The organism is Streptomyces coryli, assembly GCF_011044975.1.
Lineage (GTDB): Bacteria > Actinomycetota > Actinomycetes > Streptomycetales > Streptomycetaceae > Streptomyces > Streptomyces coryli.
This window is the reverse complement of sequence record NZ_JAAKZV010000058.1, coordinates 23,761-36,136: the sequence shown is the minus strand read 5'-3', so window position 1 is coordinate 36,136 and position 12,376 is coordinate 23,761. Positions and strand designations below refer to the sequence as shown.

At 72.1% G+C, this 12,376-nt stretch carries 11 protein-coding genes; 8 read left to right on the top strand and 3 right to left on the bottom strand.

The genetic code is table 11. The features are described from left to right. A partial coding sequence (locus tag G5C51_RS15610) for an alcohol dehydrogenase catalytic domain-containing protein (protein ID WP_165237637.1) occupies positions 1-326 on the bottom strand: 326 nt, incomplete at its 3' end. A 194-nt stretch (positions 327-520) separates the two neighbouring features. Here G5C51_RS15610 and G5C51_RS15605 point away from each other — a divergent pair. From G5C51_RS15605 to G5C51_RS15590, 4 genes are read left to right on the top strand one after another with little or no spacing between them, the layout of a single operon-like run. Further along, on the top strand, positions 521-2,242 hold the full coding sequence (locus G5C51_RS15605) for a glycoside hydrolase family protein (protein ID WP_165237635.1): 1,722 nt from the start codon (positions 521-523) through the stop codon (positions 2,240-2,242). Then, on the top strand, positions 2,236-3,705 hold the full coding sequence (locus G5C51_RS15600) for a glycoside hydrolase family 28 protein (RefSeq protein WP_206313875.1): 1,470 nt from the start codon (positions 2,236-2,238) through the stop codon (positions 3,703-3,705). Before G5C51_RS15605 ends, G5C51_RS15600 begins: the two co-directional genes overlap by 7 nt. After that, a complete protein-coding gene (locus G5C51_RS15595) occupies positions 3,702-5,018 on the top strand; it encodes a glycoside hydrolase family 28 protein (RefSeq protein ID WP_165237633.1) in 1,317 nt (438 codons plus the stop codon). Before G5C51_RS15600 ends, G5C51_RS15595 begins: the two co-directional genes overlap by 4 nt. Then, positions 5,015-6,703: an acyltransferase gene (locus tag G5C51_RS15590; protein WP_165237631.1), complete on the top strand. Its 1,689-nt coding sequence runs from the start codon at positions 5,015-5,017 to the stop codon at positions 6,701-6,703. The genes G5C51_RS15595 and G5C51_RS15590 overlap by 4 nt, the downstream gene beginning before the upstream one ends. A 4-nt stretch (positions 6,704-6,707) precedes the next feature. On the opposite strand, the gene G5C51_RS15585 is transcribed toward G5C51_RS15590, so the two are convergent. Further along, the gene (locus tag G5C51_RS15585) at positions 6,708-7,067 is read right to left on the bottom strand and encodes an ArsR/SmtB family transcription factor (protein WP_165237629.1); all 360 of its coding nucleotides are present in this window, start codon (positions 7,065-7,067) and stop codon (positions 6,708-6,710) included. Between the two features lie 9 nt (positions 7,068-7,076). On the opposite strand from G5C51_RS15585, the gene G5C51_RS15580 reads away from it, so the two are divergent. After that, the gene (locus G5C51_RS15580; RefSeq protein WP_165237627.1) at positions 7,077-8,174 is read left to right on the top strand and encodes a cation diffusion facilitator family transporter; all 1,098 of its coding nucleotides are present in this window, start codon (positions 7,077-7,079) and stop codon (positions 8,172-8,174) included. 66 nt (positions 8,175-8,240) lie between these two features. After that, positions 8,241-8,804, top strand: coding sequence for a dihydrofolate reductase family protein (locus G5C51_RS15575; protein WP_165237625.1), 564 nt, complete (start codon positions 8,241-8,243; stop codon positions 8,802-8,804). Positions 8,805-8,808: 4 nt separating this feature from the next. Here G5C51_RS15575 and G5C51_RS15570 read toward each other — a convergent pair whose 3' ends face one another. Beyond that, complete coding sequence (locus G5C51_RS15570) at positions 8,809-9,969, bottom strand: ROK family transcriptional regulator (protein WP_165237623.1); 1,161 nt, start codon at positions 9,967-9,969, stop codon at positions 8,809-8,811. A gap of 142 nt (positions 9,970-10,111) precedes the next feature. Between G5C51_RS15570 and G5C51_RS15565 the strand changes: the two genes are divergently transcribed. Beyond that, positions 10,112-11,428, top strand: coding sequence for a glycoside hydrolase family 36 protein (locus G5C51_RS15565; protein ID WP_165237621.1), 1,317 nt, complete (start codon positions 10,112-10,114; stop codon positions 11,426-11,428). Next, positions 11,425-12,369: a carbohydrate ABC transporter permease gene (locus G5C51_RS15560; protein ID WP_338118157.1), complete on the top strand. Its 945-nt coding sequence runs from the start codon at positions 11,425-11,427 to the stop codon at positions 12,367-12,369. Before G5C51_RS15565 ends, G5C51_RS15560 begins: the two co-directional genes overlap by 4 nt. Positions 12,370-12,376 lie beyond the last annotated feature (7 nt).

Sequence of the window (12,376 nt, the reverse complement as noted above, 5' to 3'; positions counted from 1 at the left end):
CCCGGCACCCGGCGCCGCGCGCAGAGATGCGGCAGGCCCGACTCGCAACGCGGGCACTCCCGGCAGGACAGCAGCGGCATCAGCGCCACCCGGCCACCGGGTCGCAGCCGGCCGCCGGCGGCCGCGCGGGCCACCCGCCCGGCGCCCTCGTGGCCGAGCACGACCGGCGGGCGGCGGAACGGATGCCGGCCGCGGAAGGCGGCCAGATCCGAGCCGCACAGGCCCACGCACCGCATCTCCAGCAGCGTTTCATCCGCGGCGGGCGCCGGCTGCTCGACCTCGTCGATGCCGATGCGCCCGACCGCCCGTAACACGGCGGCCTTCATCACCCTCCGCTCCCCCGACGCCGGTGGATCGCCTTCGACGCTAGAGCGACACCGGCGCCGCGTCAACACCTGGCATACCACTGGCACTTACATATTTGTGCAGGTGGTCGCGCGCTCTTGACGCGCCAACGAAGCACATTTAGCGTGCATGGCATTCACGCTCGCCGGCACTCCTGGGACGGTGTGACGCCCTCATGTCCAGCATTCCGGCCACCTTGCTGCTCGAAGAGCGCGCCGAGCAGGCGATGCACGCGGTCACCGGCCTGGCCGACCCCGAGCTCGGCCATATCCCGTTCTTCAGCGCGGACCTGCTCGCCGAGCCCGCGCTGCTCACCCACGGCGACTGGGACTACGGCTCCAGCCACGGCCGCCTCACCGATGCCTGCCTGCTGGCCCGGCACATGACCGGCGCCGACTGGTGGGCGGAGACCGAGGAGCGCTACAAGGCAACGCTCCTCGACCTGCTCGCCGACGACGGCCTGACCTACCGCCGCACCCACCCGCGCGGCAACTGGGCGCCGCATGCCCATCTCGTCGATCAGCGCGCCACGTTGCTCGCCCTGACCACCTGGTATCTCGACACCGGCGACGACGAGGTCCGGCGGGCGGCCGAGCGGCAGGTCGCCGCCCTGTACCGGATCGCCATCAAGGAGCGCGACGCCTGGTACTACCCCGCCTCCGAGTACACCCGCGACGGCTGGCCCTCCGCCAATGCCGTCCAGCTGCACTTAGCCCCCGACCCGGCCTCCTTCTGCGGCCGGCTCATCATGCCGCTCCTCCGCTTCCACCAGGCCACCGGCCATGCCGAGGCGCTCGAGCTGTGTGCCTGGTTCACCCGGCTGATCACCGAGCGCAGCGGGGTCTTCCTCCCCGACGGCAGCTTCAACCCGGCGCTCGCCTACCGCAGCGGCCACTTCCACACCCGGCTCGGCACCCTGGACGGGCTCGCCAAGTACGCCCGGTTCAGCGGCGATCACGCGCTCACCCAGTTCGTGAAGACCGCCTTCGACTGGGCGCTCACCCAGGCCACCGCCTTCGGATGGACGCCCGGCGACCTCGCCGACCAGCGCTACGAGCACGAGACCTGCTCGCTCGTCGACCTCATCGGCATCGGCGCCACCCTGGCCCGCGCAGGACACACCGGCTATTGGACGGTCGTCGAGCGCTTCCTGCGCAACCACCTGACCGCCTCCCAGCTCGACGACACAGACTGGGTCCGCTCGGCACCCGACCGCTCCCTCGACATCCCCGGCTGGCAGACCCACTACCGCGTCGGCGAGCGGGTCAAGGGCGCCTTCGCCGGCTACGGCGCGCCCAACGACTACGTCTCCGACGCCGTGCTCGGCCGCGGCCACACCAGCGATGTGCAGGCGTGCTGCGTCGGCTCCGGCGTGCGCGGCCTGTTCACCGGCTGGAATGCCATCGTCACCGGCGACGACCAGCTGGTACGGGTCAATCTGCTGCTCAACCGCGGCAGCCGGTACGTCGATGTGCTCAGCCACCTCCCGTACGAAGGCCGGGTGGATCTGGACGTGCGCGCCGACTGCCGCGAGCTGCGGCTGCGCATTCCGCCGTGGGCCGGCTACGCCCACGTCGCCGTCGTCCGGCATCCCGTCTCCGGCCCCGCCGTCACCGCCGCGGGCCGCGAGCCGGAGCTGTGGGCGCCGGACGGCTGCCTCCGCCTCGCCCGGCCCCGCGCCGGGGAGCGGATCACCATCACATTTCCCCTCGTCGCCGCCGAGACCGTCGAGACCGCCGCGGGCCGCGAATACCGCACCCGCTGGCGCGGCGACGACGTCGTCGGCATCGAACCGGAAGGCAGGTCCCGCCCGATGTACCGCCACCGCACCCTGGAGCCCAAGGCCCCCGAGCGCGACCGCGCGCTGCACGTACCCGCGTCGGAGTGGGCATGGTGAGCCGCCGCCGCGTCTTCCTGCTCGGCGCCGGCACCGCGGCGGCCGCCGCCTTCGGCGCGAGCACCGCGAGCACGGCGGGCGCCGCGGGCGCCAGGTCGAGCACCGGGAGCACCACGTCGAGCACCGACGCCCACCGCCGCGCCATCGACGAGCAGGCCGCCGCGATCCTCGCGCACGTACGCCGCCCCCGCTTCCCCGACCACAGCGTGACCATCACCGACTACGGCGCCGTCGGCGACGACACCACCGACTGCACCGCCGCACTCCGGGCGGCCATCAAGGACTGCGCGGCAGCCGGCGGCGGCCACGTGATCGTGCCGCCGGGGACGTATCGCACCGGCGCTATCCACCTCCTCGACCGCATCGACCTCCACCTCGAAGCCGGCGCCACCCTCGCCTTCAGCCAGGACCCGGCCGCCTATCTCCCGGTGGTGCACACCCGCTTCGAGGGCATGGAATGCCGCAACTACTCGCCGCTGATCTACGCCCACGGCCGCCGCGGCATCGCCCTCACCGGCAGCGGCGTGATCGACGGCCGCGGCGACGCCACGCACTGGTGGGACTGGACCAAAGGCGGCCAGGACGGCTCCCCTTCCCCGGAGCGGGTCTCCAAGGATCAGCTGCGCGCCTGGGCCGAGGAGGGGGTGCCGGTCGCGGACCGGGTCTTCGGCGCGGGCCATCATCTGCGGCCGAACATGATCCAGTTCTACGACTGCCGCGACGTCCTCATCGAGGGCGTCACGGTCAAGGACTCCCCGATGTGGAACATCCACCCGGTGCTCTGCCGCAACGTCACCGTCAGCGGCGTCACCGTCGAGAGCCCGGACGGACCCAACAACGACGGCTGCAACCCGGAGTCCTGCGCGTACGTGCACATCACCGACTGCACGTTCAACACCGGCGACGACTGCATCGCCTTCAAGGCCGGCCGGGACGCCGACGGCAGACGGGTCGACGTGCCCTGCCACAGCGCCCTCGTCGAGGACTGCCGGATGCAGGACGGCCACGGCGGCGTCACCATCGGCAGCGAGATGACCGGCGGCGTCAGCAACATCCTCGCCCGCAACTGCCACATGGACAGCCCGCAGCTGGACCGCGCCCTGCGCCTGAAGTCCAACCCGCTGCGCGGCGGTTACATCACCGACGTGGTCTTCACCGACATCACCGTCGGCACGGTCGGCGACGCCGTCCTCGAGATCGCCCTGGATTACGAGAACGTCGACACCGGCGACTACTACCCGGACGTCCACGGCATCGAGCTCCACCGCGTCACGGCCGCCTCGGGCCCGCTGGCCTGGAACCTCATCGGCAACGACGCGAACCCGATCCGCGACGTGCTGCTGCGCGACTGCGCCTTCGAAGGGATCGAGGAGGGCTGGGTGAGCGAGAACGTCGAGGGGCTGACGCTGCACGGGGTGACGGTCAACGGCGAGCCGGTCCAGGACGGGACGGCGCCCGCATGACCACCACCGCCACCACCGCGGCCGCCGCGAAGGAGCAGGCCGACGCCATCGCCGCGCGGGTGCGCCCGCCGCGCTTTCCCGACCGGGATTTTCCCGTCACCGGATACGGCGCGGTCGGCGACGGCACCACGGACTGCAGGGCCGCCCTCAAGGCCGCGATCGAGGAGTGCGCGGCCGCGGGCGGCGGCCATGTGACCGTGCCGCCGGGCACGTATGCCACCGGCGCCGTCCGGCTCCGCTCGGGCGTCGACCTGCACCTGGAGGCCGGCGCGACACTCGCCTTCAGCCGCGACCCGGCCGCGTATCTGCCGCCCGTACGCACCCGCTTCCAGGGCGTGGAGATGTATGGCTACGCCCCTCTCATCTACGCCCACGGCGAGCGGGACATCGCCGTCACCGGCGCCGGTGTGCTCGACGGCCGGGCGGACGAGACCCACTGGTGGCCCTGGTCCGGGCAGGAGGAGTTCGGCTGGCGGCCCGGGATGCCGCAACAGGAGGACGACTGGCCGCGGCTGTGGCAGCAGGCCGAGGACGGCGTCCCGGTCGAGGAGCGGGTGCACGCGGCCGGCCGGCACTTCCGCCCCAACTTCCTGGAGACATACGCCTGCCGCAAGGTGCTGATCGAGGGGGTGACCTTCGTCCGCTCCCCGATGTGGGTGATGCACCCCGTCCTCTGCGAGAACGTCCTGGTGCAGAACGTCACCGTCGACAGCATCGGCCCCAACAACGACGGCTGCGACCCGGAGTCCTGCCGGGACGTGGTCATCCGCGGGTGCACCTTCAACGCGGGCGACGACTGCATCGCCATCAAGTCCGGCCGCGAAGCCGACGGCCGCCGGGTGAACGTACCCAGCGAGAACATCCTCATCGAAGACTGCGAGATGCGGCACCGCTACGGCGCCATCACCCTGGGCAGCGACATGACCGGCGGCATCCGCAACGTCTTCGCCCGCCGCTGCCGCATCGGCGGCCCCGGCCTGTACTTCGGCCTCTACATCAAGACCAACTCCGTCCGCGGCGGCTTCGCCGAGAACATCCAGCTGGACGACATCACGGTCACGCATCTGACGAAGGAGTTCGTCACCTGCGACTTCTATCGCGGCGAAGGCGATACGGGCGGCTATCCGCCGCGGGTGTCCGACATCGGCATCCGCGACGTGAGCGTGGCCCGAGCCCGGCGGGCGCTGCTGGCGCAGGGCTATCCGCACGCACCGATCCGGGGGCTGACGATGGCGGGCTGCACCTTCGGCGAGATGGCCGAGGCGGACCAGGTCCGTAATGTCGAAGGCCTGACGTGGAACGGAGCACGATGAGCGACGGCGAACGCCCCGGCCGCTACGACTACTGCCCCTGGCTGTTCTTCGCCTCGGCGAGCGCGGAGGAGCGGGCGGAGCAGGCGGCGTGGCAGCGGCGACTGGCGGAGCAGGGCGGCGAGTTGGAGCTGGCGGATGAGGTCTTCGTCTCGCCCTGGGCCGGCGTCTTCACCGACGTGCTGCGCCTGGGCCGCCGCTCGTACGTCGCCGCGCACGCGTATGTCACCGGGGAGGTGACCGCGGGCCGCGACTGCACAGTCAACCCCTTCGCGACCGTACGCGGCCAGGTCCGCCTGGGCGACGGCGTGCGCATCGGCGCGCACAGCTCGGCGCTCGGCTTCAACCACTCGACCGATCCCGGGCGGCCGGTGTACAAGCAGCCGCTGACCTCGAAGGGCATCGAGATCGGGGACGATGTGTGGATCGGCTCGCAGGTGGTCGTCGTGGACGGGGTGAGCATCGGGGCGCACTCGGTGATCGGCGCGGGCGCCGTGGTGACGAAGGACCTGCCGGAGTGGTCGGTGGCGGCGGGGAATCCGGCGCGGCGGCTGCGGGATCGGCGTGGGGCGCCGACGGGCGCGACGGGCGCGACAGGCGCGACAGGCGCGACAGGCGCGACAGGCGCCGAACTCGCCGACCGGCTGGCCCGGTTCACGCAGCGAGCGCGCGAGCAGGCGCCCGATATCCTCGCGCGCTGCACGGACCCTGACCCCGCCGGGATGCCGCTCTTCACCGACCGCCCCGGCGCCGAGCCGACCGTACGGGCGCAGTGCGACGCAGTCGAAGTCGCCCAGCTGCTGCTCGGAGGCCCACCACCGCAGCTCGCGCCCGAGGATCTCACCGCCCACCTACGCAGCCTCCAGGACCCCGGCACCGGCCTCATCCCCGAATACGGAGCCACTCCCCCGACCCTGGACGACGACGCGGCGCTCTACCACATCCTCTCCGTGGGCTACGCCCTGCAGCACCTCGGCTCCCGCCTCGACCACCCCGTGCGCGCCGTCCAGGAGTTGACGCCGCAGCAGCTCACCGCCCGCCTCAACGCGCTGCCCTGGGAGCGGCAGGCCTGGCGCAGCGGCCACTGGGTGGACGGCATCGGCACGGCCGTACTGCGCAACGCCGAGGACTTCGGCCTGCGCGCCCCCGCCGCCGACACCCTCTTCGGGTGGCTGCTCACCCACGCAAACCCCGGCAACGGCCTGTGGGGCCGCCCGACGGCGAAGGACCGCTGGCTGCAGCCGGTCAACGGCTTCTACCGCGCGACCCGCGGCACCTTCGCCCAGTTCGACCTGCCGCTGCCGTACCCGGAGCGGACGGTCGACACGGTCCTCGCCCACAGCCGCGACACGGCCTTCTTCGGCCCGGGCCGGGGCAACGCCTGCAACGTCCTGGACGTGATCCACCCGCTGTGGCTGTGCGCCCGCCAGACCCCGCACCGCCTCGACGAGGGCCGACGCTGGGCCCGCGAGCAGCTGGACCGGATGCTCGGCCACTGGCAGGACGGGGCGGGCTTCCCCTTCGCCCTGGAGCCCGGCACCGGTCCGCGGCGCGAACCCGGCCTGCAGGGTACGGAGATGTGGCTGGCCGTCATCTGGCTGCTGGCCGACCACCTGGGCATCGCCGAGCCGCTCGGCTACCGCCCCGCCGGCGTCCACCGGCCGGAGCCCGCCCGGCTCGGGCTGTAGCTGATCAATCGTGTGACGCCTCGCCGCTGAGGTGATGGTCGGCGAGGCTCAGCGCCTCGCCGACCAGGCGTCGCAGATGGCCGTCGGGGAGGGCGTAGATCATCCGGCGGCCCTCCTTGCGGGCGGTCACCAGTCCGGCGAGACGGAGCTTGGCCAGGTGCTGGCTGACGGCGGGCCGGGCGGCTCCACACGCCGCGGTGAGCGTGGTGACATCCGCCTCATTCCCGTCGAGCGCGTGCAGCAGCGCGAGGCGGGTGCGGTCGGCCAGCAGGCCCAGGACCTGGGCCGCATACGACAGTTGCTCGTCGCTTGGGTCTTGCTCATGCGAGCCATGCGCAGTTGATAGGTGCATGCGTGCGCTCATACGCACATAATGGCCGCAGGACCCCCGAGTGTCCACTCCCCCAGTCCCTACGAGCCGGGAGGCCGCCTCGTGAGCGAGCAGCACACCCACGCCCACCACCACCCGCATGCCCCCGGCCGTTGGGCGCGGCTGCGGCACCGGGCCGGTCATCTGGTGACCCCGCATTCGCACGAGGCAGCCGACAAGACCGACGCCGCCCTGGAGTCCTCGGCCCGCGGCATGCGCGCACTGTGGATCTCCCTGGCCGTCCTAGGCGCGACGGCGGTCGCGCAGGCCGTGGTCGTCGTGCTGTCCGGCTCCGTCGCGCTGCTCGGCGACACCGTGCACAACGCCGCCGACGCGCTCACCGCCGTCCCGCTCGGCATCGCCTTCGTCCTCGGCCGCCGCGCGGCGACGCGCCGGTTCACGTACGGATTCGGGCGGGCCGAGGACGTCGCGGGCCTGGTGATCGTGGCGACCATCGCCGCGTCCGCGGCCTTCGCGGCCTGGACCGCCATCGACCGGCTGATCAACCCGCGCGACATCTCCCACCTGCCCATCGTCGCCGCGGCCGCCGTCATCGGCTTCCTCGGCAACGAATGGGTGGCCCGCTACCGCATCCGCGTCGGCCGCGACATCGGCTCCGCCGCGCTGGTCGCCGACGGGCTGCACGCCCGCACCGACGGCTTCACGTCGCTCGCCGTGCTGCTGGGCGCGGGTGGCGCCGCGCTCGGCTGGCGGCTCGCCGACCCGATCGTCGGCCTGCTGATCACCGCCGCGATCCTGCTGGTGCTCCGCGACGCCTGCCGCGAGGTCTTCCGCCGGGTGCTCGACGCCGTCGACCCGGCACTCGTCGACACCGCCGAACACGCGCTGCGGCACACCCCGGGCGTACGGGCCGTGAGCGAGCTGCGGATGCGCTGGATCGGCCACCGGCTGCGCGCCGAGGTCGCCATCGTCGTCGACGGGGAGCTGACCGTACGGGAGGCGCACACGGTCGCCGTAGAGGCCGAACACGCCCTGCTGCACGCCGTCCCCAAGCTCTCCGCCGCCCTCGTCCACGCCGACCCGGAACCCCTCCCCGGCGCACCCGACCCGCACCACGCGCTGGCCCACCACACCGCCTGATGCGCGGCTCGGCTGACACCCGACCGCGATATCTTCTTCTGGCGTTCCCGGCAGCCAGGAGGAGACATGGGCAAGGTGGCCTGGGGGTTCACGTGCTCGATCGACGGCTTCATCGCGGGGCCGGGGCACGACATGAGCTGGATGTCCGCGGCCGAGCCACTGGCCGACGGCACCACGGAGCGCATGGCAGGCGAGGTCGCGGTCATCATCTCCGGCCGGGCCGGCTACGACGCGGCGAAAGCGCAGCAGGACGAGCGGGACGAGACGACCTCCGAGGCCTACGGCGGCGCGTGGTCCGGCACGGAGTTCATCCTGACCCACCGTCCGGAGGAGCTCGCCGACGACCCGGCGGTCATTCCGCTGAACTGCGACATCGTGGAGGCGATCCGTCGCGCTCAGGAAGTCGCCGGCGACCGGGACGTGCAGATCATCAGTGCCGACATCGCCCGCCAGGCGCTTGAGCACGACCTCATCGATGAGCTGCAGGTCTTCGTCGCCCCGGTCTTCCTCGGCGACGGCGTGCGCATCTTCGACGTCCCCGGCGGGCGCCGGATCGACTGGGAACTGGTCGAGATCTTCACGGACAGCCCCCGCACCTTCGGCCGCATCTACCGCCCGAAGAACCGCTAGCCCCCTACCGAGCCGGCGCGATCCCCCCGGGCGTCAGCCCGAAGTGCTTCGCGTCCAGCCGCGCCACCGCCCGCCCCACCGCGCCGACGGCGACGCACTCCTCTCCGAGGGTGGACGCCCGCAGCTCCGGCATCCGCAGGCACACCTCCTCCAGGCGGGCTCGCAGTCGGGGCAGCAGCACGTCCCCCGCCGGTGAGAAGCCGCCGCCCAGAACCACCAGTTCGGGATCCAGCGTCATCACCATCGCCGAGACGCCGACGGCCAGTTCGTCGCAGTAGCGGTCCACCGCGGCCAGCGCGGCCGGGTCGCCGTCCCGGGCGGCGGCGAAGGTGTGGCGGGCGGCGTCGCGTTTGGGCACCCCGGCGGGGACCGCAGGGCAGTCGTGGATGTGGTCGGCCGAGCGCTCCCAGTGCGCTACGGGATGCAGGCCGATCTCGCCGGCCGCCCCGCCGAAGCCGCGGTGCACCTCCCCGCCGATGACCAGCGCCGCGCCCGTACGCCGCCCGGCGTGCACGAAGACCGCGTCCCTGATGCCCTTGGCGACGCCCCGTTCGCGTTCGGCGAGGGCGGCCAGGCGGGCGTCGTTCTCGATCTCGATGGGGCAGGAAAAGAGCTCGCCGAGGCGGGCGGTCAGGTCGACCCCCGCCCACCCGGGGATGCCCGCGCAGATCCGCACCACGCCGGCCGTGTCGACGATGCCGGTGGTGCCGGCGGCCACCGTCCACAGGTCCTCGCGGGCCAGGTCCGCCATGGTGAGGCAGCCCTCGACCGCGCGCTCGGCCGCGGCGATCCGCTCGTCGTTGGGCGTGGCCGGAGTGACCGCCTGCCGGGTCTCGGCGAGGACGGTGCCGTCCAGGTCGGATACGACGGCCCTGACCGTATGCACACCGAGGTCGATGCCGGCGATGTGGCCGGCCTCGGCGCGGAAGCGGTAGCGCCGCGCCGGGCGGCCGATGGTGCCGGCGGAGGGCGCCACCTCCACCACCCAGCCCAGCTCGACGAGTTGGTCGACCACCTCCTTCGTGGACGGCCGGGACAGCCCGGTCCGCTCCGCGACGGCGGTGAGGGTGAGCGGTCCGTCGGCGCGCAGGGCGCCGAAGACCGCCAGCGAGTTCAGCTGGCGCAGCCGGGACAGGTCACCGCCGGTAGGCGCTGCGGAAGCCATGTATTGAAGGTCTCCTTCGGAAATTCCTGCAACAACCGTTGACCACAACCTGGTTGATGGCTACTAATGATGGTCTCCTTCGTAAAGCTCGTCCAGTCTTAAGTCCTGTTGAGTGCAACTGGCAACCCCCGGGAGAGCGTTCATGCGGTTCAGCGAGGTGGCGGAGGTCGATCACGACCCCGGCCGGGCACGGATCTTCGAGCAGGGCTGGCAGTCGTGGAGCCCCACCTCCGCGTACCGGATCGGGGAACGCCCGCCGCGCCCCGCGACCGACACCATCCAGATTCTCTGCTACCGGCCCGAGACGCCGGTCCCCGACGGCAGCTTTCAGGGCGAGGGCCTGCTCGCCCTCGATCCCGGCGACGGCGGTCCCGCACACGTCTTCTCCACGCCGGACCCCGACGCCATCCCGTCGATACGGGCCAGGCCCGAGGGCAATCGGCTGCTCGTCACCGCCGATGGCCCGGTCTGCCACACCACGCACGACGGCGGCCTCGACGCCGCCCTCGCCGCCTGGGCGGACACCCTGGCCGCCCAGGCCGGCATCGGGCCGATACCGGTCGCGGACCCCATGTGGTGCAGCTGGTACGGCTACTGGGACAAGGTCACCGAGGCCGACATCGCCACCGAGCTGGGCCACCTCGATCGCTACGGCCTCGACGCCGGCATGGTCCTCCTCGACGACGGCTACGAGGCCGGCATCGGCGACTGGCTCGACATCCGCCCCGGCTTCGGCAACCTCGCCGCCACCGCCCGCCGCATCACCGACACCGGCAGACGCGCCGGGATCTGGCTGGCCCCGTACCTCGTCGGCAGCGGCAGCCGGCTCTTCCGCGAGCACCCCGACTGGCTCGTCGGCGGCGCGGACGCCGGCCGGATGTGGGACCAGGACCTCGCCGTCCTCGATGTCACCCATCCCGCGGCCGCCGAGTATCTCGGCCAGGTCTTCCGCGAGTTGACGGGCCACGGCTTCTCGCACTTCAAGCTCGACTTCATCTACGCCGGTGCCCTCGCCGGCCGCCGGCACGGGGACGCCGACCCGGTCACCGCGTACCGCCGCGGCCTGGAGATCATCCGGGAGGCCGCCGGGCCGGACGCCACCCTGCACGGCTGCGGGGCGCCGCTCATCCCGAGCCTCGGGCACGTGGACATCATGCGGGTCGGCCCCGACACCTCCACCGCGGTCGAGCCCCGGTCCGGCGACATCAGCCAGCCCTCGCAGCACGGCGCCCGACTGAGCAGCCGGGCGCGAGAGTTCCTGCACGGCCGCTGGTGGGTGAACGACCCCGACTGCCTCATCGCGGCCCCCGGCGTGGAGGCGCGGGAGGACTGGGCCGGCTTCATCGCCTCCTCCCCCGGACTGCGCGGCTCCAGCGACCGGCTCGGCGACCTCGACGCCTGGGGACTGGCCACCACGAAACGGCTGCTGCGCCCGAGCTCAGGGGTGCCGCCGCAGTGAAGACGACGACCATAGCCAAGCCGCGCGAGACGGCGCCGGACACAACCGGGCCCGCGCCCGCCAAGCGCCGCCGGAAGCTCAATCTCACCCCGTACCTGTTCCTGGCCCCCAGCCTCTTCGGCGTCTTGGCCTTCCTGCTGCTGCCGGTGGCGATCGTCGCCGTGGTCAGCCTGTTCAAGTGGGAGCTGCTGGACAGCCCGACCTTCATCGGCCTGGAGAACTACCGCAAGCTGGCCGGCGACGGCGACGTGCGCCACTCCCTGTGGGTGACGGTCCTGTACGTCCTGCTCTCCATCCCCGTGCAGACCGTGATCGCGCTCGGTCTCGCCCTCCTCCTGAACCAGAAGATCCGCGGGGTGAAGTTCTTCCGCGCCCTCTTCGTCGTGCCGTGGATGGCCACGCCGATCGTGATGGGCGTGGTGTGGACCTGGATCTTCGACCCGGCGAACGGCGCGCTGAACAAGTTCCTCGGCGTCTTCGGCGTCGACGGCCCCAACTGGCTGAGCGACACCGCCTTCGCGCTGCCCGCCGTCGCCGCCGTGCAGGTCTGGCAGTACGCCGGCTACAACATGCTCTTCTTCCTCGCCGGCCTGCAGGGCATCCCGGGCGAGCTGTACGACGCGGCCGACACCGACGGCGCATCAAAGCTCCGCCAATTCGTCCACATCACGCTGCCGCTGCTGAACCCGACCATGTTCTTCGTGCTGGTGACGAACATCATCGGCTCCTTCCAGGTCTACGACACGCTCTATGTGATGACCGAGGGCGGCCCTGACAAATCCACGGAGGTCCTCAACTTCCGCATCGTTCAGACCGCGTTCCAGGAATTCGACTTCGGCTACGCCTCCGCGATGGCGATGCTGCTCTTCGCGCTGATCCTGGTGTTCACCGTGGTCCAGGTCCGCTTCTTCAACCGGCGCACGACGTACGACATCAGCTGAGGAGGCG

What these genes read in the sequence shown, in the direction of transcription:
- G5C51_RS15605 (WP_165237635.1), top strand. Translation starts at nt 521, where the DNA reads ATGTCCAGCATTCCGGCCACCTTGCTGCTCGAAGAGCGCGCCGAGCAG.
- G5C51_RS15600 (WP_206313875.1), top strand. Translation starts at nt 2,236, where the DNA reads ATGGTGAGCCGCCGCCGCGTCTTCCTGCTCGGCGCCGGCACCGCGGCG.
- G5C51_RS15595 (WP_165237633.1), top strand. Translation starts at nt 3,702, where the DNA reads ATGACCACCACCGCCACCACCGCGGCCGCCGCGAAGGAGCAGGCCGAC.
- G5C51_RS15590 (WP_165237631.1), top strand. Translation starts at nt 5,015, where the DNA reads ATGAGCGACGGCGAACGCCCCGGCCGCTACGACTACTGCCCCTGGCTG.
- G5C51_RS15585 (WP_165237629.1), bottom strand. Translation starts at nt 7,067, where the DNA reads ATGAGCGCACGCATGCACCTATCAACTGCGCATGGCTCGCATGAGCAA.
- G5C51_RS15580 (WP_165237627.1), top strand. Translation starts at nt 7,077, where the DNA reads ATGGCCGCAGGACCCCCGAGTGTCCACTCCCCCAGTCCCTACGAGCCG.
- G5C51_RS15575 (WP_165237625.1), top strand. Translation starts at nt 8,241, where the DNA reads ATGGGCAAGGTGGCCTGGGGGTTCACGTGCTCGATCGACGGCTTCATC.
- G5C51_RS15570 (WP_165237623.1), bottom strand. Translation starts at nt 9,969, where the DNA reads ATGGCTTCCGCAGCGCCTACCGGCGGTGACCTGTCCCGGCTGCGCCAG.
- G5C51_RS15565 (WP_165237621.1), top strand. Translation starts at nt 10,112, where the DNA reads ATGCGGTTCAGCGAGGTGGCGGAGGTCGATCACGACCCCGGCCGGGCA.